Source organism: Actinomyces denticolens (genome assembly GCF_002072185.1).
GTDB classification, from domain to species: domain Bacteria; phylum Actinomycetota; class Actinomycetes; order Actinomycetales; family Actinomycetaceae; genus Actinomyces; species Actinomyces denticolens.
In genome coordinates, this window is the sequence record NZ_MVIW01000015.1 from 1 (window position 1) to 22476 (window position 22476).

General features: G+C 70.0%; 3 protein-coding genes (1 of these 3 only partly in view). All 3 read left to right on the top strand.

Going from position 1 to position 22476, the window contains the following annotated elements; all coding sequences use genetic code 11:
* Nucleotides 1–534, top strand: a 534-nt coding sequence (locus B1H55_RS12520; protein ID WP_158083322.1) for a hypothetical protein, incomplete at its 5' end; no start/stop codon positions are given.
* Nucleotides 531–12509, top strand: a complete 11979-nt coding sequence (locus B1H55_RS12290) for an SDR family NAD(P)-dependent oxidoreductase (protein ID WP_158083323.1) — start codon at nt 531–533, stop codon at nt 12507–12509. The genes B1H55_RS12520 and B1H55_RS12290, both read left to right, overlap by 4 nt.
* Nucleotides 12506–22476, top strand: partial view of an SDR family NAD(P)-dependent oxidoreductase gene (locus B1H55_RS05810; protein WP_077241078.1) — the 5' portion only. 1102 nt of this gene lie beyond the right edge of the window; 9971 of the gene's 11073 nt are visible here — the first part of the coding sequence; its start codon is at nt 12506–12508; its stop codon lies off the right edge, out of view. Before B1H55_RS12290 ends, B1H55_RS05810 begins: the two co-directional genes overlap by 4 nt.

Sequence of the window (22476 nt, forward strand, 5' to 3'; positions counted from 1 at the left end):
GACAGCTGCAGGAACCTGGCTGACTGGCTGGAGCGTGAGGGCGAGGATGTCCGGCTGGACCACCTTGCTGTGACGCTGGCGCTGCACCGCTTCCACTTCGCCCACCGAGCAGGCATCGTCATACCGCCGGGCAGCGGCGCCGTGGGGTGTCTGCGCCGCGCCGCCGCCGGAGAGCGGTCGCCTGACATCCTCCGCGGAGTCGTTCCCGCTCAGCAGCGTCCCAACCCCGTCCTCGCCGAGACGGCGCAGCGCCTGTGGGACGAGTTGCGCGCGCAGACGCGAGTTCCCGGCGCCGACACCGTGCAAGCCGTTGCCGAGCTCTACTGCCGCGGCTACGAGCCGACACGAGGGGCAGGGGATGCTCCATGCCTTGGCGGTGTGCCCCGCTACCCGTTCGCGAGCGACAGCTACTGGCCCCAGCCGCCGGCTGCCAGGGAGGAGCTCCCACTCGGCGCGTCGGACGACGTCGAGGTGCCCGACCTGCGCTGGATCGATGTGGCGACCAACGTCTCAGACAAGGAGATCGCGCGATGACGCACGAGACCGACCCGACTGTCTCCCTGGACGCGCTGGCCCAGCTCGAGCTTGTGCGCTCCACCCTGTGCCACGACGCCTCCCGTCCCTGCCAGCTGCTCGACGTCGAGTGGGGCGTGGCCGACGCCGTGGTGCGCGGTGGTGACGCTGTCCGCGTGGCGCTGGACGCGAAGGGGGCCCGGCGTAGGTGGACGCTGGTGCGCAGCGGCAGTACGGGGGACACCGCTCTGTGCAGCGGCCTCCTCGTAGTGCCTCCCGGAGAGGCCACGGACGAGGACGTGATGACGCTTGAGCGCGCTGCGCTCTTCTCCCGTGACGCTGTCGCCACTGCTGAGCTGCCCGCACCAGCGCGGTGGCAGCGTGTTGCCCGGTACGAGGCGGTCGGGGCGCATGCCGAGGCCGCGGACCTCGACAGCAATGGTGTGCTGCTGCGGCACGAGGGATCCGGGTCGCCCGCTCGCCGACTGGTGGTGCTGGAGGCGCACGGCGCCGGCTCAGGCCATGCCCAGGCTCAACCGGGCTGGGCTGTTGAGGAGCGCCTGGTCGAGGAACTGCGGGAAGTGATCTCTGCCCTCCAGCACATCCCGCGCGACATGGTCGGGGAGGAGGAGCCCTTCTCCCACTTCGGTCTTGACTCGATCACACTGGGCGAGCTCTCGGAGCTCCTCTCGGAGAGGCTGGGGCTCAGCCTGACTCCCGATATCTTCTTCCGCTACGGGTCGTGCGTGGAGCTGGCCAGTGGGCTTGTCACCGGCCATGCCGCGTGGGCGGCGCAGCGCTACGAGACCGCGGACGCGCCTCGCCAGACCCGTGTGCTCCCTGTGCCCGCGCCCTCTGCCGTCTCGGCACGGGAGAGGCCTGCTGGCACGACCTCCCACACGGGCGGCTTCGTATCGATCATCGGCCTCAGTGGCCGTTTCCCCGGTGCCCGTGACGTCGGCCAGTTGTGGAAGAACCTGCGCGCTGGTGACTGCGCGATCACTCAGCTGCCCGTTGACCGCCCTGGCTACCCCTCCAACTGGAGCGCCTCCGTGGCTGGGTGGCTGCCCGGTGTCGCTGAGTTCGACCCGCGCTTCTTCGCCATCTCACCCAAAGAGGCGGAGCAGATGGATCCGCGCCAGCGCCTCCTGATGCAGGAGATGTGGCGAGCCCTGGAGGACGCGGGGGTCGGGGAGAGGACACTGCGCAGCCACCGCGTGGGCCTGTTCGTGGGGGTCGAGAACGGTGACTACGCCCACCACCTCGGTCACGACGAGGACCTCACGGGTGCCAACGACTCGGTGCTGGCCGCGCGCCTGGCCTATTTCCTGGATCTGCACGGGCCTGTCCTGGCGATCAACACAGCCTGTTCGTCAGGGCTCGTGGCGCTGCACGAGGCGCGTGCCAGCCTGGAGCGGGGGGAGTGCGACATCGCCGTGGTGGCAGCGGCGAACATCCTCACGCACCCGCGCACCATCGAAGCCATGAGTGCCGCGGGCATGCTGTCCACCACCGGCAGCTGCCGGGCTTTTGACAGGCGTGCCGACGGCATGGTCCCGGGCGAGGCCGTGGTCGCCCTCGTGCTGGAGGACGGGGACAAGGCACGTGGCGAGGGAAGGCGGGTGCGCGCCGACGTCCTGGGCTCCGGCGTCAACCACGACGGGCGCACCCAGGGGATCACTGCTCCTAACGGCGCCGCCCAGGCGGACCTGATCTCGTCGGTGATGGCGCAGTCGGGCGTCTCGCCCGCGCAGGTCGGGCTTGTCGTCGCCCACGGGACAGGCACGCCGCTGGGAGACCCGGTCGAGGTCAAGGCGCTCGCCGCGGTGATAGGCTCAGCCGAGCGCGACGCGCCTGCTCTGCTCATGTCGACCAAGCCCAGCATCGGTCACTGCCAGGCGGCCTCAGGCCTGGTCAGCACCGTCGTGGCGACGTGCGCCCTCACCAGCGGTGAGGTGCCTGTCAGTATCTGCTGCGAGGAGCCCAGCGACTACGTCGACTGGGACGCGACAGGCCTGAGGGTCTGCGCCCAGACCCAGCCGTGGCCACAGGCCGCGGAGCATCCTGTGGCCGCTGTCAGCGCCTTCGGCGTGAGCGGCACCAACGCGCACGTCCTGCTGCGCGCGCCTTCACCGGCCGACTCCACGAGCTGGCCGGAGGACTCGCAGATCCTGCTGGTCTCCGGTGCCACCGAGGAGTCGTTGCGGCGCCAGTGCGCTGACCTGGCGGTGGCGCTGCGCGACAGGCGGCTGTCCCTGGCCCCGGTCGCGCGCACGCTCGCCGAGGGACGTCACCACCTCGCCTGCCGCGCAGCGGTCGTCGCCGCGACCAGTGGCGAGGCTGTCCACGCCCTCGAGGAGTTGGCGCAGGGCCATGCGGCCGTCTCCCGGGTACCTCGAGGATTTCGCCCTAATCGGGCTCAGGAGACCGCCCTGGAGGAGATGCTGCGTGGCGCGCACGGCGCCGACAAGGCGACCAGGGGCGAGGTGCTGCGCGCGGTTGCGGACAGCTACTCGCAGGGCTATGTCTCCGACCTGTCGCCCCTGTGGGGAGCGAGCCAGCCACCACTCGTCTCGCTGCCTGGCACGGTTTTTGCCACGGACACCTACTGGGTGGGGGAGCAGCCGCGCGCCCAGTCGCCTGAGAACGCCGGTGGCCTGGCCGGCAGGAACGCCTCAACGGTTGGCGAGGGACTGCGCACGCGGACCCGCCTGCGCCCCGCGGATCCGCTGGTTGCTGATCATCGTCTTGACGGCGTGCCCACGCTGCCAACGGCAGGGCATCTCGCCGTGCTATGCGACGCGGCCCGGCTCCTGGACGGGCGCGTACCCGGACCGGGCGCGGGGTTGCGCTTGACCGGGTTCAGCATTCAGCGCCCCGTCGTCGTGACCGGCGAGACCGATCTCGTGGTACGTGCTGAGGAGATGGAGGACGGCTCGGTCCTGCTCACCCTCGGCTACGGTCCGAGCGGTGCCCCGCCGCAGGACACCAGCAGCGTCGTGCTGGAAGCACTGGCCGCACCGACGGCCGCGGATCCTGTGGAACCAGGCTCCGCCGGGATGCAGCCTGTCGACAGCGAGCAGCTGTACCGCATGCTGGGCAGGGTGGGGCTGGACTATGGCACTGCATATCGCACGGTCACCGGCGTGCTCACCGCCGGTGAAGAGGCCAGTGTGACCGCTGGCGCCGCGGTGGCCACGTGGGACGCGGCAGTGGTGCGCCCTGATGTGCTGGACGGCGTCCTCCAGGCCATCGGGGTGGCCCAGCCCGGCTCCAGCGAGCCAGGCCTGCCGGTCGGCGCCGAGAGCATCACCGTGCACCGGGCGATGCCCGCGCGGGTCATTGCCCGCGTTCGCCACCTGGGACGCAGGGGGCGCCTCACACGGTTCGACATCGACGTCGCCGACACCGACGGCGCGCTGGTGCTGGAGATCAACGGTCTCACCACGGCACCGGCCGCCGACAGCCCGGCCGAGTCGGAAGTGAGCCTGCTCGCCCCCGACTGGGCGCCCCTGGCCTCCCAGGATTCCGGAGCCTCTGAGGCGTCCGCGGCCGAGTCGCGGGACCGGCACGTGGCTGTTGTCGGGGCTTGTGTCGCCCCGCAGGCTCTTGGCGCTGACACGGTGGTGCACCACATCCCCCTGACGGGGGCGGCCTCGTCTGATGACTATGAGGAGGCGGCACAGGGACTGCTGCGGCTGAGCCAGGAGCTGGTCGGCTTGAGACCGGCCCGCCCCGTCCTGCTGCAGGTGCTCGTCCCGGAGGGCCTTGCTGGCGGCCTCGTCGGCATGATCGCCACTATCAGCAAGGAGAGCCGACGGGTCATGGCCCAGCTCGTCGAGGTGGCGCCGCGGGCTGATGCCGAGGCGCTGGGGACGCTGTTACGGGCTCAGGCCTCCGCGACGCTCCCCGCTGCCCACCTGCACGTCGCCGGGGCGTCGGCCAGGCGCAGGACGTGGAGTCCCATGACGTGGCGGACGCACGCCTGGTCGCCTGGCTCCTATCTGGTCACTGGAGGCCTTGGAGGCCTCGGTCTCCTGGTGGCGCGGGATCTGCTGAAGCAGGAGGGAGTGCGCGTGATGCTGTCCGGGCGCTCGGTTCCGGGCGAGCGCACCCGCGCGCGACTCGCCGAGCTGGACGCTGGGGACCGTGCCCGTTACGTCCAGCTGGACCTAGCAGATCCCGCCGACGTGCGTCGTGTCGTCGACGAAGTGGAGAATCTGACCGGCGTCATCCACTGCGCGGGTGCCACTCGAGACGGCTCGCTGCGCACCAAGACTCCAGAGGATCTCGCGTCGGTGCTGGTGCCGAAGGTGCGGGGGACGGTGAACCTCGACGCGGCCACCGCGCGCCTCCCGCTCGAGGTCTTCGCGCTCTTCGCCTCGACCACAGGCGTGCTGGGCAACGCTGGCCAGATAGACTACGCCGCGGCCAACGGCTTCATGGATCGCTGGGCGCACGAGCGCAACCTACTGGTGCAGCAGGGTGAGCGCCACGGTCGCACGGTGAGTATCGACTGGTCGCTGTGGGCTGAGGGCGGCATGGCCATTCCTGAGGCGCTGCTGGAGAGGATGGCTCGGGAGCAGGGCTTCGCGCCCATCTCGTCCACGGCTGGCCTCACGGCGCTCCACGCGAGCATCGCCTCCGGCGAGTCCCAGACGCTGTGCCTCGCCTCCACGCCGGGACGTACCCCAGAAGTGCTGCGCGACCTGCTGGACGTTACGGAGGAGCCCGAGGAGACCGGGGGAGCGCCGGTTCCGTCGCGCCCGCAGCCGGGCACCACGGTGGTGGCCGCTACTCAGCCCCACCCTGTCACCCCCAGCGAGGCCGTGCTGGAACGAGTCGTGGAGTTGCTCCATGAGAGCCTCGAGATACCCCTTGACTGGCTGGACCCTGACGTGAATCTCGACCAGCTGGGGCTGGACTCCATCAGAATGATCGGCGTCATTGAGGATCTCGAGCGCGAGCTGGGCGAGTTGCCCAAGACGCTCTTCTTCGAGTACGAGACCCTGAAGGAGCTGGCCGACGATCTCGCCTCCGAGCGCCCCGAGGCGGCTGCCGCCCTTGTATCCACTGCTCTCGCTGGTACGCAGGCTCACGCACCGGTCCAGCAGAAGGCTGCCGTGAGGAGCGCGGTCAAAGACACAGCCGGCGCGGGCACCGCTGCCAGTAGGAAGGCTGCTTCCCCGCGTCGCAGCAGGCGTCAGCAGACATCGGAGAGGGGGACTCACGCAGCTCCCGGACAGCTGGACATTGCCATCGTCGGTCTGGCAGGGCGCTACCCCGACGCCCAGGACGTGGACCAGCTGTGGCAGAACCTGCGATCTGGTCATGACGCAGTGAGCTCGGTCCCGGTCTCGCGCTGGGACACCGACACCCTGGCGTGGCGCGACCAGAGGGGGCCGGTTCCGGGCGCGGGAGGCTTCCTCGACGGCGTTGATCACTTCGACCCGTACTTCTTCGGAATCTCTCCGCGCGAGGCCGAGCACATGGATCCGCAGGAGCGGCTGTTCCTGCGCTGCGCCTACGAGACCATCCAGGACGCGGGCTACCGGCCGTCGGACCTCAAGGCCGAGGGCAGGCAGTCCACCGGCGTGTTCGTCGGGCTGATGACCACCGAGTACCATCTCTTCGGCGTGGAGGCACAGATGGCGGGGATGCCGCTGGCTGTACCGGGCAACCTGGCCTCGGTCCCCAACCGTGTCTCCTATCATCTAGGCCTTAAGGGGCCAAGCCTTGCGGTTGACACCATGTGCTCATCGACGTTGTCCGCACTGGACACCGCCTGCCGAGCGATCCTCAGCGGCCAGTGCGCCCGGGCCATCGTGGGCGGGATCAACCTCACGCTGCATCCCAGCAAGCTCCTGCTGCTGGACAGCACCGGCTTCATGTCGAAGACGGGCCACTGCCACGCGTTCGGCGCCGACGCTGACGGCTACGTTCCCAGCGAGGGCGTGGGCGCCGTCCTGATCAAGCCGCTGCGCCAGGCTGAGCGGGACCGTGACCATATATACGCCGTCATCAAGGGGTCCTGTCTGAACCATGCTGGCAGGACCACTGGCTTCACCGTCCCCAGCCCCGTGGCGCAGGCCGAGGTCATCAGTCGTGCGCTGGAGGAGAGCGGCGTCGACCCCGCAACGGTGACGTACGTCGAGGCTCACGGAACGGGTACCAAGCTGGGTGACCCGATTGAGATCCGTGGCCTGGCGCAGGCACTGGGCGACGGGGCCGCCTGCGCCATCGGGTCGGTTAAGGCGAGCCTGGGTCACGGCGAGGGAGTCGCTGGCATGGCGTCGCTGACCAAGGTCCTGCTTCAGATGAGGCACCGCACCCTGGTGCCATCGCTGCACAGCGAGCAGCTGAACCCCCTGCTGGGCATTGAGCAGACCCGCATGGCGGTGCAGCATGACGTCGCACCGTGGGAGCCTGCCTACCCCGGTGGGCCGCTGCGCGCCTGTGTATCGTCCTTCGGGGCGGGCGGGTCCAATGCCCATGTGGTGCTTGAGGACTACCAGGACGACGCCACTCGTCAGGCCGCCCGCCCTGGTCCAGTGCTCGTTGTTCTGTCTGCGCGTAGCGAGGACGCCCTGCGCCGCAGTGCCGAGCGGCTGGTCGCCGCGATTGATGCCGAGAAGATGGATGAGAACGACCTGGAGGCCATCGCCTACACCCTGCAGGTCGGTCGCGAGGCCTTCGCCTGGCGCGCGGGGGCTGTCGTGACTGACCTGACTGCCATGCGTGGCTTTGCGACCCGTGTGCGCGATGGCCAGGGCCTGCGGCATGTCAACCTGCGTGCGGCGCAGCCGGTGCCCGTGGAGTCTCTCGTGACGTTGGACCATCAGCTTGAGGCCTGGCTTGCTGGCGGCCTATCCGACTGGGCGGGTGTCGCAGGATCAGGGCGTCGGGTGAGCCTGCCCGCATACCCGTTCGAGGAGGAGCGGTACTGGCTGTTCCCCAAGGCGGGTCCGGGAGCCAGCGCTGACGACGTCGGAGAGGAGCGCGCCGCCGAGCCGGAGCAGGCTGTGGCTGGGACGCCAGTGCCCGATCTCGTCATGGAGGCCTGCGCGACGGCCGTCCAGCAGGTCCTTAAGATCCCCCGAGACCGTCAGGATCCCGACGACTCCTTCCAGGACATCGGCTTTGACTCGGTGACCATCGTCGAGATAGCTGAGGCGCTTGGCGACGCGCTGGGGATCGACCTGGGACCGGACGTGCTGTTCAGCCATCCCACGCCTCGCCTCCTGGCCGAGCATCTGGCGAGCACCTATGCCGATGCCCTGGCCGGTGGGCACGGGACGGATCCCGAGCCGTCAGGGACCACCCGCTCGGCGCCAGCTCCTCTTGTTCCCGCTGCGGCCCCCAGGACGGTGGAGCACGACCCGGCGGTCGTCGTCGGCCGCTCAGTCCGGGCGGCGCAGTGCGACGACGTAAGGCAGCTGTGGGAGGCAGTGCGCAGCGGCGAGAGCCAGATCCTCGACCTCGCGGAGCGACGGCCAGGCTGGGAGGGCACGTCGCGTCGGGTTGCCGCACTGAGCGACATTGACGTCTTCGACCCGCTCTTCTTCGAGATCTCGCCACGTGAGGCTGTTGGCCTGGATCCGCGAGCCCGTCTGCTGCTAGAGGAGATGTGGCACGCGCTTGAGGACGCTGCGCTGGGGCGACGCGCGCTGGAGCGCTCGACAGTGGCCGTCTTCGTCGGTGTGGAGGACGGCGACTACCAGTTCCTCGACAACCCCGACAGACAGGTCGTCTCCAACCACACGGGTGCGCTGGCCGCGCGCCTGAGCTACATGCTGGACTTGCACGGGCCTGCTATGGCGATCAACACCGCCTGCTCCTCTGGCCTGGTCGCCATGCACCAGGCGGTACGCTGCCTGGAGTCGGGCGAGTGCGACGTGGCCGTCGTCGCGGCTGTCAACCTGCTGACCGACCCAGGCACCTTCGACACCATGGCCGAGGCCGGCATGCTCTCGCCCGGTGGTGTCTGCGCGGCGTTCAGCGAGGCCGCGGATGGCATGGTGCCAGGCGAGGCGGTTGCCGCCATTGTCCTGATGCGCGAGTCGGACGCGGTTCGTGACGGCCGTCAGCTCCATGGCGTCGTGCGCGGCAGCGGCGTCAACTACGACGGCAGGACGAACGGCCTGACCGCTCCTAACGGGGACGCCCAGAGGAGCCTGGAGGCAGCGGTCTACGCCGAGGCCGGCGTCCAGGCTGACGAGATCGGTCATGTCATCGCCCACGGCACCGGTACGGGCCTGGGCGACCCTATCGAGCTCAACGCGCTCGCAGCAGCCCACGAGTCCCTGGGCTCGGCGCCCGGAACCTGTGCCGTGACCTCCGTCAAGCCGGTCGTGGGACACAGTCAGGCCGCGTCAGGGCTGGTGAGCCTCATTGTTCTGCTGGAGTCCCTGCGCAGTGGAGTCATCCCGGCCAATCCTGCCTGCGCGCCCCTCAACCCACACATCCGCCTGGAGGGCCGCCCTGTGTCGATCCTCCCGCGGGAGCGCCCGTGGCCGGTTCGTCAGGGTCAGCCGCGTGTTGGCGCCGTGAGCGCCTTCGGTGTCAGCGGCACGAACGCCCATGTTGTGGTCAGCGAAGTCACGTCCCCGTCACCTAGCATTCTGGAGCCCGCGATGAGTGTAGTTCTTCCCCTACTGGTCTCTGCGAAGTCGCCTGAGGCGCTCGACTCCATGCTGCTGGAGCTGTCGCGCTGGTGCGCCTCTCCGGAGGCTCCCGACCTGCGATCGGTGGCGCGCACACTGGCCGAGGGGCGGTACCACCATGAGTACCGGTGCGCGGTGCTCGCTGCCTCCGTGATAGAGGCAGCGAGTGCGCTGCGCGGCGCCGTTGCCGATCCCGATGCCGATGGTGTGCGCTCGGTGGTGGCACGCGGCCAGGTGGCTCAGGAGCCGTCCGCTCAGATGTGTGAACTGACGAGGCGTCTGGCCGACGACCCTGGTGGCGAGAGCGCCGCGCAGATCGCGGCGCTCTACCTCGCCGGCGATCTTCCCGCAGATCTGCTGGGAGAGTCGGGCGCCTCGCTGGTCTCGGCCCCCGGGTACGTGTTCTCCCGGGAGCGCTTCTGGCCCCAGGCGCCCCGGACCGGCCAGGTCCCGGCATCGGTCCCTGATGCGCCGGCCGTTGCCGAGGATCCTGAGGACAGGGCTGGGGCGGCGTGGGAGCCGCGCATGGTCGGGTGGCCTGTTGAGGAGCGCCTTCGTGCCGTGGTGAGTGATGAGGTCGGAGCGGTGCTGCGACTGGACCACTCACGCATCGACCCCACTGCGCGTCTGCAGAGCTACGGCTTTGACTCGATCACGTTCGTCGAGCTGGCAGGCGCCCTGACCGAGAAGCTGGGGGTGACCGTCCAGCCCTCGGACTTCTATCAGGAGTCCACGGTCAACGACGTCGTTGCCAGCCTGGTGTCGCGTCACGAGCAGCAGATCTCCGCGCTGCTGAGGGCGCCGGGGGCCGGTGCGGATGCCGATCGCGCTGGGAAGGCGCCCGCTCCCGCCCCGGCGGGCGAGCACCCCCACGGTCCTGGTGCCCGGCCGGGCAGTGACCAGGCGCCAGCGAGGGACAGCCAGCCAGGCGAGGTGGTCGTTGTCGGAGCCAGCGGCCAGTTCCCGCAGGCCCGTGGAGTGGAGGAGCTGTGGGACCTGGTGGCCTCGGGTCGCTGCGCGATCGGTTCGGTGCCGCAGGAACGACGGGAGTGGCACGTCGACGACGTCGTCCGTCGCATGGGCTGCCTGGAGAGGGTCGCGGAGTTCGATGCCAGGTTCTTCGACATCGCTCCCCGCGAGGCCTACCAGATGGATCCGCGACAGCGTCTGCTGCTGCAGGAGATGTGGCACGCGGTAGAGGATGCCGCGCTGACGGATGAGGAGCTGCACGGCGAGCGCGTGGGCGTCTACGTCGGTATCGAGGAAGGCGACTACTCGCGTCTCCTGGACCAGGCAAGCGTCACGTCCAACACCAACTCAGTGCTTGCGGCGCGGCTGAGCTACTTCCTTGACCTGTCCGGTCCCTGCATGGCCATCAATACCTCGTGCTCCTCTGGCCTGGTCGCGCTGCACCAGGCTCGGCTCGCGCTGCAGCAGGGCGACTGCGACACCGCGATCGTCGCGGCGGCCAACGTGCTGAGCGCCCCTCCCACCTTCGACGCGATGGCTGACGCTGAGATGCTCTCGCCCACTGGGAGGTGTCGTGCCTACGACTCCGGGGCCGACGGCATGGTGCCTGGTGAGGCGGTTGTCGCGCTGGTGCTTCAGCGCGAGGGCTCGGCGCGTCGGCGGGGTCGTCGGGTCAGCGCTCGGGTTCTTGCGACGGCCGTGAACTATGACGGTCGCAGCAACGGCATCACAGCTCCGAGCGGGTCCGCGCAGGAGGACGTCATCGCACGCGCCCTGGAGGCCGCTGGTGTCCAGCCGGCTACGTTGGGGCTGGTGGTTGGGCATGGGACGGGCACCCGTCTTGGGGACCCCGTCGAGGTGCGCGCCCTGGCGAGCGCCTACTCCTCCGCGCCCCCGCACAGCTGCGCGCTGATGTCGGTCAAGCCATCCATCGGTCACACGCAGGCGGCCGCCGGCCTGGTCAACGCGCTCGTCGCGATCAAGGCCATGGAGCACGAGGCCCTTCCACCGACAGCCTGCTGCGATCAGCCCAGCGATTACGTCGACTGGGACGAGGCAGCCCTGTACCTCAATCGTGAGGCCCGCGCCTGGCCCGAGGCCTCCCACCCTCGCCGTGCTGCGACCAGCGCCTTCGGGTTCAGCGGTACCAACGCGCACCTCATCCTGGAGCAGGGCGACGCCCTGCCTGACATGCGGCCATCAGCGGCTCCCGTCCTGCTCGCGGTGTCGGCGGTGGACGAGGAGGCTCTGGGACGCCAGGTACGCGCGTTGCGCACGTGGCTGGAGGCCCACCCCCGAGTACCGCTGGACGCTGTCGCGCGCACGCTCGCTGTGGGCCGCCGCCACCTGTCGCACCGGGTCGCCGTGGTCTGCGCGGACTGGGCCCAGGCGTGCGCCTCACTCGCCGAGGCTGCCGGGTCCCACACCGGGGCGCGTGTCTTCTCCGGTGCCTCGGGACATGACACCGCCTCCGTGGCTGGGCTGGCGGCCTTCATGGACCATCAGGCGGCCGTGGTGGCGGACGCGGTCGATCCCGTCGCCGTCGACGAGGCGCTTCGCGCCGTCGCGCAGCTGTACTGCCAGGGCTACTCGCTGCCCACCCGCCTGTTCGAGGGCGCTCCGCTGATCAGTCTTCGTGGTTATGAGTTCGAGCGCAGCGCTTACTGGGTGCGTCCGGACTCGACTCGTGCCACGGCCCCGGCACCAGGAAGGCTGTCACCAGCGACCTCGCAGGATCCGCTGGCACGCGAGTCTCTTCCCAGCCGCGCGCATGTGCCCAGCAGCCCGGCCGAGCCTCCTGAGCCGGAGGGGCTGGTCCACCTGATGCCGCTGGATGAGCCCGTGCCCGCAGAGACGCCATGCGCGTCGTCGCAGCAGGTCACCCTTGATGAGCCTTCCTCTGAGCCGCCCGCCTCGCCCGAGGGGGAAGCCGTGGGCGCGGTGCGGGAGCAGCCAGCGGGTGAGGAGGCACCGCCCGCTTCCGACATGTCGGAGGTGAGGGACCGCCTGGTGGCGAGCCTGGCGCGGGAGCTGTTCGTGGAGCCCGAGGACGTGGATCTCGACCTGACATTCTCTGAGCAGGGGCTGGACTCGGTCGTCGGGGTGGAGTGGATTCGTGCGGTGAACAAGGAGTTCGGGCTGGCGTTGGCGACGGCCAGGCTGTACGAGTTCCCGACGGTGGAGAGATTCGCGACGATGGTGGCCGCAGAGGTGGCTGCCAGCGCGCCTCCGCAGGAGACCCGCGTGCTTGACGCGCCGGCTGGTGCCCAGGACGGCCTCGACGCCCTGCTGCACCAGGTCTACGACGGCGCGGTGCCTCCCACCCAGGCCGCAGAGCTGATGGCGCAGGAGGTGCCGGAATGAGCCAGGTGGATCGTGCCGCGGTCCTCGAGGCGCTTCGCACGCACCGCATCACTCCGGCGGAGGCGAAGCGTCTGCTCACGGTCGGCGCTGACCAGGTAGCCGCCACCAGAGCCGAGGCGGAGCCCCCCGGCACCGGGCCCATCGCCATCGTGGGCATGTCCGGTCGTTATGCGGCGGCCGGGGACCTGGATGCCTACTGGCGCATGCTCGCCGACGGTGCAGACGGGGTGCGCCCGCTACCGCCGCGGTTCGGCGGGGCCGACATGAGGGACATCGTCTCGCCGCGCATCGGTTACCTCGACGACGTTGAGATGTTCGACCCGACCTACTTCCAGATCCCCCACGCCGAGGCGCGGGCCATGGACCCGCAGCATCGGATGTTCCTGGAGGAGTGCGCCGCTGCGTTCCAGAGCGCGGGCTACGCCCGAGCCCGGCTGGCCGGCACTCGGTGCGGCGTCTACCTCGGCCTTGCCAACGGTGACTATCTGCTCCTGGGCGACCGCGCGGGGTCGCCCAGGGCCTCCGTGACCAGCTCCAGCAACGCGATCGCAGCTGGCCGTGTGTCCTACTTCTATGACCTGGCGGGTCCGGCGCTGACTATCGACACGGCGTGCTCGTCGTCCCTCGTGGCGGTGCACCTGGCGGTGACCGCGCTGCGCAGCGGCGAGATCGACATGGCGGTGGCTGGGGGAGCGGCCACTTACCTCTCGCCAGACGGTCTGGCGCAGATGGCCGACGCCGGGATGCTGTCCCCGACGGGTGCCTGTCACGCGCTGTCCGATGACGCCGATGGCTTCGTGCCGGGTGAGGGCGCGGGCGCGGTGGTGCTCAAGCGGCTTGCTGACGCACTGCGCGACGGTGATCCTGTCCGCGCACTGATCATCGGCTCCGGCATCAACCAGGACGGGCGGACCAACGGCATCACCGCCCCCAGCCTGGCATCACAGCGCGCCCTGGCCGAGGAGGTGTACGAGCGGGAGTCGATCGATCCTCGGACGATCTCCTACGCTGAGTTGCACGGCACGGGCACGATCCTCGGCGACCCGGTCGAGCTGACTGCCCTTGCTGGCGCGTTCCGGCGCTGGACCTCCGACACCGGTTTCTGCGCCGTGGGCTCGGTGAAGTCCAACCTGGGCCACACCTCCGCCGCGGCCGGGGTCGCTGGGCTGCAGAAGATAGTGATGTGCCTGGAGCACCGGGAGCTGGTCCCGACCCTGCATTTCTCCGCCCCCAACCGGCACTTCGATCTCGCCGGCTCCCCGTTCACGGTCGGGACCGAGCACCGTCAGTGGAGGAGCGAGTCCGCGCGCCGCGCAGTGCTGAGCTCCTTCGGCTTCTCCGGCACCAACGCTCACCTGGTGGTGCAGGAGCACGTGGAGCAGCCGCGGCGACCGGACGCGGGCGATACTCCCGTGGTGCTGGTCGTGTCGGCTCACTCGCCGGAGCAGCTGCGCTTGTGCGCCCAGCGGCTGGCCGCTGCTCTTGAGCGGGAGCCGGAACTGGCGGCGACTGATGTCGCGCTGACACTTCAACGCGGTCGTGACGCGTTGCCCGAGCGTGCAGCCGCCGTGGCTCGGGACAGGTCGGAGGCGCTCTCGTTGCTGCATCAGCTGGCCGCCTCCGGGCAGGGCTGGTGCCGCGGCCGTGCCCGGCCCACCCGTGATGCGGCTGTCACTGCGGCAGACGGCCTGGATGCCGTGGCGCAGGCGTGGGTCGGCGGGAACGAGGTCGACTGGGCGACGTTGCCACAGACGTCATCCGGCAGGTCCGTCGTCCTGCCGACGTACCCTTTCGAGCGTGTGCCGCTGTGGTTCGAGGGCTCTGGGCAGGCTCGTGGCGCGCGTCGGGGTGAGGAGCGCTCCCGCGTGTCGATCGACTCCAGGGACTGGCGGGTGGACCAGCACCGCATTGAGGGAGTACCGGTGCTGCCTGCCACAGCGTCCGCTGAGATCCTCCTGCGCCAGGCTGATGAGCGTCACGGCGACAGCGCCCCGGCCCTGGTCGACCTGCGCTGGGAGCACCCGCTGGAGGCGCGTGAGGAGCACCTGGAGCTGGACGTCCAGCGAGGTGATGACGGTCAGCTCAGCATTCTTTCCCATTCCCGGGTCTGCGTCGTCGCCCGGGAGGCGACGGCGGGCCCCTCGCGCTCGGTGGACCTGGCGTCCGTGTCAGCCCTGCCCGAGGTGACGGCGAGGACCGCTCCCGCGGCCATCACCTACGGTCCCCGCTACCAGGCACTGCGAGACCCTCGCGCCGAGGGCGGTCAGGCCACCGGCCTGCTGGTTCCTCCGGAGGACTCGGAGGACTCCGCCTGGGCGGGCGTCATGGACTCGGCGTGGCAGTGCGTCGGACCGCTCTTGCCCGCGGGCGGCACCTATCTTCCGCTCGCGGCGGAGCGCTTCGAGATCTGGGGAGAGGCCCAGCAGGCGCGCCACGTCGTCGCGACCCGGCGCGCAGGTGAGTCCTTGTGCTTCGATGTCGACATCACCGCTGCCGACGGCACCGTCCTGGCCTCGACGAGCGGATTGGTCCTCGCCCCCGTGGGCGGAACCGGTGTCGTTGCCGTGGCGCGCAGGTGGACGCCTGGCGCAGAGACCGGACCGCGGCCCGCCGCTCGCCCACGGGTGTGCCTCGCTGGTGACGCCGGGCGCCTCCAACCCGCGCTGGAGGGCGTGGCCGACCTCGTCTCTCGGGCGCAGGACAGCGACGCCGTCATCATCGTGCTGCCCACGACCTCCGCGGACGCGCAGGGGGTCCAGGATCTGTTCGAGTGCTGCCAGGAGGTGGTCAGGCCACTCCTGACCGACGGCGTCCGAGGGACGCGTGTGCTGCTAGTGGACCTTGCTGGCGGATCCAGCCCGGCGGCAGCCGCCATGGCCGGGTATGCGGCCACACTGCGGCTGGAGTCCTCTCTCGTCGTCTCGCTGCTGCAGATCCGGGCGACGGAGGACCTGGCGCGTCATGTCCTGGAGGAGACTGCCCAGGCCGACCTGCTGGTCCGGGTCGCCAATGACCAGCGGCGCGTCGCTGTCATGGCCGAAGTGGAGCTCCCGGAGCACGTCGAGCCGCGAGCCGAGACGGCTCTCGTCGTCGGCGGCTCCTCGGGAGTCGGCGCGCTCGTCGCGCGGGCGGTGGTCGCAGCCGGTGGTCGTGCCGCTGTGCTGTCTCGTTCCGGGGCTCCCGACCCGCTTCCGGACTGGGCCGAGGCGGCAGGGGACAGCTTGTTGTACCTGGTTGCCGATGCCGCCGTCGAGCCTGACGTCGCTCGGGCCGTGGACCGCGTGCACCAGGTATGGGGAACCGTCGACGCGCTCTATCACGTCGCGGGCGTGCTTGACGACGCGCTGGTGCGCAGCACCACTGCCGACCAGGTGTCACGTGTTCTGGCTCCCAAGGCAGGCGGTTTTGACGTGGTCGACCAGGTGCTGCGCGAGGAGCCTCTTGAGCGTGTGGTGCTGTTCTCCTCGCTGTCGGCCTGGTTGGGCAACCCGGGGCAGGCGGCCTACTGCGTCGCCAACGCCTACCTCGACGAGGCCGCGGCCAGGCGCGAGCGCCAGCGGGAGGCGGGGGAGCGCCAGGGCCGGACAGTGAGCATTGGATGGCCCTACTGGGCCGAGGGCGGTATGACCATCAGCGACGACGCTGTCGAGGCCGCGCGTCGAGATCTGGGAATGGTGCCGCTGGACACGGCGGTGGCGCTGTCGCTGATCGACCGAGCAGTGGCCTCCTCCGAATCCGCGATCGCCTGCGGACAAGGATCTGTCCCGGCGATGCGTCGCGCCCTGCTCCAGCCACAGGAAGAGGCCGGGTCGCCGGAGCGCGCGGGCGCGGGATCTCGTGAGTTGGCGCTTGCTGCCGCTGGCCGAGTGCGGCAGGCCGTTTGCGAGGCGACTGGTACGCCGCCGGAGCGTGTTCGCTTGGACGACACCTTCGAGGACCTCGGCATGGACTCCATCGTGATGATGACGGCGACCCGGGCGCTGGAGCGGGACTTCGGGTCGCTACCCAAAACACTGTTCCTTGAGCACCGTTCCATCGACGAGGTGGCGCTCACGCTGGCCGGGACCCACGCGGACACATGCGCGGCCCTTGCCCGGGCGCAGGAGCCCGCTCCGACCCCCGAGGCCTCGGTGGACCACCCCGCGCGGCCTGGGACGGAGGGTGGGCCGGGCGTGGCGTCTCCCAGCGGAAGGACGAGCGCCCAGCATCACGGTGCCAGCTCCGGGAATCGAGACCTGGCGGTCATCGGTATGAGCGGGCGCTTCCCCGGGGCGCGCGACCTGCCCGAGCTCTGGACGCTGCTGCGCGAGGGGCGCGACTGCATCACTGAGGTGCCCTTGGACCGCTGGGACCACGCGGCCTACGTCAGTGGCGACGGCACTCCTGGCACCACCTATGCCCGCTGGGGCGGTTTCCTCGAGGACGTCGACGCCTTTGACCCGCTCTTCTTCGGCATCTCGCCGGCCGAGGCCTCCTTCCTCGACCCCCAGGCCCGTCTGTTCCTGCAGGAGTGCTGGCACGCCGTGGAGGACGCGGGCTACAGCCGCGCTCAGCTGGCTGGCCGTGCGATCGGCGTCTTCGTCGGGATCATGTACGGCCACTACGGCATGCTGCGCGGTGACATCGAGGGTCGCAGTGTCCCTGTCCCGTCGTCTTTCGCCGCCGTGGCGAACCGGGTGTCGCACTTCATGGATCTGCGCGGGCCCAGCATCGCGTTCGACACCATGTGCTCCTCCTCGCTCACGGCGCTGCATGCCGCAGCGGCCAGTATCCGCTCGGGAGAGGCCGAGATGGCGTTGGTCGGGGGAGTCAACCTCACCATCCACCCGGACAAGCTGGTCCTGCTGTCCCAAGGCAAGTTCGCCGCGAGGGACGGGCGGTGCCGCGCGTTCGGTCAGGGAGGCACCGGCTACGTGCCGGGTGAGGCTGTCGCCGCCCTGCTGCTCAAGCCTGTCGACCGGGCGGTCGCCGACGGTGACCACATCTGGGGAGTGATCCGTGGCACGGCTGTGAACTCTGGTGGTCACGCTGGCGGCTTCACCGTGCCGAGCTCCCAGGCCCAGGCCGAGGTGATCACGGCGGCCCTGCACGACGCCGAGGTCGACCCGGACTCGATCTCCTACATCGAGGCGCACGGCACCGGGACTGAGTTAGGAGACCCTATTGAGGTGCGGGCACTGGCCACGGTCCTGGGCGGCGGGCACCGCGACCAGCCGTGTCTTATCGGGTCGGTCAAGTCCAATATCGGGCACTGTGAGTCGGCGGCTGGTGTGGCGGGTCTGGCGAAGATTCTGCTACAGCTCCAGCACGGCCAAGTCGCGCCGTCGCTGCACGCTGACCCGCCCAATCCGCATATCGACTTCGCCGGGGCCGGTGTCGCCGTCGCGAAAAGCCTGGTCCCGTGGACGGCGGACCCGCCGCGCCGGGCAGGACTGAGCGCGTTCGGGGCCGGTGGCGCCAACGCTCACGTCGTCGTGGAAGAGGCGCCTGCCGTGGCTCGGTGTCCCGAGTCCCAGGGCCGTCACGTGCTGGTGTTCTCGGCGCGCGACGAGGACCGCCTACGCGCGGTCCTGCAGGAGTTCATCGCCTATGTCACCCGCACGCCATTGCTGCGGCTCGATGACGTGGCACTGACCCTGCAGACCGGGCGAGAGGAGATGGCCCAGCGGGCTGCGGTGGTCGTGGGCTCGCTCGATGAGGCGGTTGAACAGATCCAGCATGTGCTCGATGGCCAGGGCTCCTCCGTGCTGCTGGGCCGAGCGCAGCACCACGGCTCCGTGCTGGAGCAGGATCCCGATGACGAGCAGCGGGTCATGGGGCTCCTGCGAGCCGCACGGCTCGACGAGCTGGCTCGTGCCTGGGTGGCCGGACGCGCTGTGCCCTGGCAGGCTGGCTGGCAGGGGCGCGCAGCGCGCCGGGTCAGCCTGCCCGGCTACCCCTTCGCCAGGGAGCGTTGCTGGGCAGAGCCACCCGCGGATGCCGAGGAGCGGGCTGGGCGGTATCCGCACCCGCTGCTGCACGCCAACCGCTCGACCATGGACCAGGTGGTCTTCACGACGTCGTTCACCGGTGCGGAGTCATGGATCCGTGATCATCACGTTGACGGCGGTCCTGTCCTACCGGCCGCGGCTATGGTGGAGATGCTTCGCGCGGCTGCCCAGATGGCGCTCAGGGCACCAGTTGTCCTCTCCCAGGTCACTTTTGTCCGAGCCTGCCGTGAACCGGCCAGCGCGCCCCTGGAGGTGCATGCTGAGCGGGAGGGCGACGGCGTTCACGTTCGGCTCGTGGGCACCGATGAGGGCGCTGAGGTGGAGTACTGCGACGCCCTTGCCCAGATGGCGACCACTCCCGCGTCACAGGAGCGGGTGGCGCTCGCGGAGCTGCGGGCGGCCGCCCGCACCCGGGTTGAGGGGGCCGAGGTGTACTCGGCCCTCGCGGGTTCCGGTTTGGACTACGGACCTACGTACCGGGTGGTCCGAGACGTCATAGTCGGCACGGATGCGGCGGTCGCCATGCTGCGGCGCTCGGGGGCCGCGGTGACGGGCGCGCTTCTCGACCCCGCGCTGCTCGACGGCGCGTTCCAGAGCACGTGGGCCTTCCTCAACCAGGGTGATGATGCGGCCGCGGGCCAGATGCTTCCGTTCTCGATCGGGCGTGTCGAGGTTGGCAGTGGCGGCTGGCAGTCATGGGACGAGGCAGCTGTAGTGACCACGCCTGCTGACACGGTTCACGGCGACGAGCGGTGCGTGCACGTGCGGATCTGCTCGCCCACTGGCGACGTGCTGGCCCGTATCAGCGACCTGCGCTTCCGCGCCTCCTCAACCGGGCGCATGATCCAGGTTCCGCAGTGGCGTCCGGCACCGCTCGCCAGGGAGCGGCAGGACCTGCCCACGACCTGGCGAGTCCTCACCGCTTTCGAGCGCCTGGGGACGTACATGCCGGCCCTGGCCGAGACGACACTCCTGCCCTCGGATGCTTCTTTCGAGCAGGACTACATCCGGGCGGCGGAGACGACGTTGTCGATGCTGCAGCGCCTCCCGTCGGATCGCTGTGGCCGCACCGTGGTGCAACTGGTCCTCCCTGACGGCTCACTGCTGGCGGGGCTGCTCGCGATGCTGCGCAGCGTCAGGGCGGAGGAGGAGGACATCGAGGTCCAGGCCCTGCTCTGCCCGGATGCCAGCGATCCTGCCGCGGTAGCGAGATGGGCGGGTGAGGAGGCAGGAGCGGCGGTCCTCCACGAGGCTGTCCGGCGAAGCCAGCACGAGCGTGAGACCGAGGCCCTGCGGGAGGAGCCGTGGCCCGGTACCGCGCCCCGGCATGCCGATGGTGTCTGGCTGATCAGCGGGGGCGCGGGTGGAGTTGGCCGCCTCGTCGCCGAGGACCTCGCGGACCGGGCGCGGCGGAACGGCGACCCGCTCACGTTGGTGCTGCTTGGCCGCACGGAGCCTCAGGAGGAGATCCGCGCACTGACAGCGCGTCTTGGCGGGGACGGTGTCAGCTGCCGGTACATCCAGGTCGACATCTGTGACGAACCTGCCCTGCGACGTGCTGTCGCAGAGGTCGTCGCCGAGGCGGGTCCGGTCACCGACGTGATCCACGCCGCTGGCGTGCTGCGCGACGGGCTTGTGGCGACCAAGTCGGCTGAGGCCGTGCGCGAGGTCCTGAGGCCGAAGGTGACTGGCACGATGGCGCTGCACCGCGCGACCGCCGATCAGCCGCTGCGCAGCTTTGTGCTGTGCTCCTCGCTGGCAGGCACGGTTGGCAACGCGGGACAGAGCGATTACGCGGCTGCGAACGGTTTCCAGGACGAGTTCGCCGCCTGGCGCCGTGACCTGGTCCGTCGCGGCAAGGTCAGTGGCGCCACGGTGTCAATCGCCTGGCCACTGTGGCAGGACGGTGGTATGACGCTCAGCAGGCATGCGCTCGAGCGTATGGACGTCAGCACGGGGATGGTCCCGCTGCCGACACGCGACGCGCTGGAAGTCCTCCACGCCGCTCGCCATGGGGACGAGACCCGCTTGGTCCCACTGGTGGGCAACCTGCCTGCTGTCCGCGGCTATCTGTCGCGCTGCCGCCGCAACGACTCACGTGAGCGGGGCGGTCCTCTGACCCGAGAAGCAGAGGCCGTGCCGCAGAGGCAATCGCGGAGACAACCACAGGCGCCGGGGATCGGCGGCGGCTCGGACACCGAGAAGGTGGCGGACCGGTTGCGCGAGATCCTGGCGTCCTTGACCAGGATCGACCGGGCGCGCCTGGACCTGGACGAGGAGATGGAGAGCTATGGCGTCGACTCCATCATCGTCATGAGCTTCGCCGAGCGGCTGCGCCCGACGATGGGCCGGGTGCCCAAGAGCCTCTTCTTCGACAACCGCACGCTGCGGGAGCTGGCTGGCAGCCTGCTGGAGACGCGGCCGCAGGAGTGCGCCGTCCTGCTGGGTGCCGGAGAGGGGGGAGAGCCCGGGCGACAGGACGCGTCAGCGCGTGAGGCCGCCGCGCACGAGCGCCAGGCCGAGGAGGACCCGCCGGCCCACGAGCAGATCGCGGTCATAGGGCTGGCGGGCCGCTACCCGCACGCTGAGGGGCTGGCAGAGTTCTGGCAGAACCTGGTCGCCGGGCGCGACTGTGTCGACAGGCTCGACCGCGCGCGTTGGGAGGCGCTCGGCGCCCCCGTGTGGGACCAGGACCCGGCTACGGGCTGGGCGGGGCTGCTCAAGGATGCCGACTGCTTCGACGACAGGTACTTCTCGATCGCGCCCGTCGAGGCCGAGGTGATGGATCCCCAGGAGCGGATTCTGCTGGAGTGCGCCCACCACGCCCTTGAGGACTCCGGGTACGTTCCCCAGGATCTCGGAATGCCGCAGGAGGACCGCTCGATGAGCGTCGGCGTCTATGTCGGTGCGATGTACTCGGAGTACCAGCTCTACGCGGCGCAGTCCCAGATGACGGGGACGGGCTACACGCTCAACGGTGCGCCAGCGTCCCTGGCCAACCGTATCTCCTACACATACGGCTTCGGCGGACCGAGCCTCACCATCGACAGCATGTGCTCGTCCTCGCTGACGGCGCTGCACCTGGCGTGCGAGTCGTTGGGAAGGGGCGAGTGCGAGGCCGCGCTGGTCGGCGGGGTGAACCTGTCGCCGCACCCGAACAAGTTCCGCCTCCTCCACTCCTCCGGCTTCGCTGCCTCCCACGGGCGGTGCAAGGCCTTTGGGGCGGACGCAGACGGCTACGTCCCCTCCGAGGGGGTCGGTGTGGCTGTGCTGAAGCCGCTCTCCCGGGCGCTGGCCGACGGCGATCATGTGTACGGCGTGATCGCGGCGACGGCGGTGGGCCACGGCGGGCGCAGCAACGGGTTCACGGTGCCCCGGCCAGCGGCGCAGGCGAGGGTCGTCTCGCTCGCCTTGGACCGGGCGGGGGTGAAGGGATCCGATGTGGCCTACGTCGAGGCGCACGGGACTGGAACCAGGCTGGGCGACCCGCTCGAGATCGAGGCGCTGGGCATGGCGCTGGGCCCAGGCCGGCAGCGGGCCTGCCTTGTCGGGTCTGTCAAGTCCAACATCGGCCACTGCGAGAGCGCTGCTGGCATCGTGTCGCTGACCAAGGTCCTTCTCCAGATGCAGCACGGCACGCTGGTCCCCAGCATCCATGCCGACGAGCTCAACCCTGAGGTCGACTGGGACGGTGCTGGCCTGGAGCTGGTGACCAGCACCCGTCCGTGGCCCGATCCTGCGCACTGCACGGCCGGGATCTCGACCTTCGGCGCGGGTGGTACCAACGCCCATGTCATCGTGACTTCTGCGCCTGAGCCAGAGCGGGAGCGCCCCGCCCCCGCCATGCCGGTGACGGTGGAGATACCGCTCTCCGCGTGCCGTCAGGGTGACCTGGGCGTGCTGGCGAGCCAGCTCCTCGAGTGGTCGCGGTCGCGCTCGCTGCAGCCCGAGGACCTCGTCGACATCGCTTTCACCCT

Coding starts and splice junctions, on each gene's coding strand:
- B1H55_RS12290 (WP_158083323.1), top strand. CDS start 531: ATGACGCACGAGACCGACCCGACTGTCTCCCTGGACGCGCTGGCCCAG.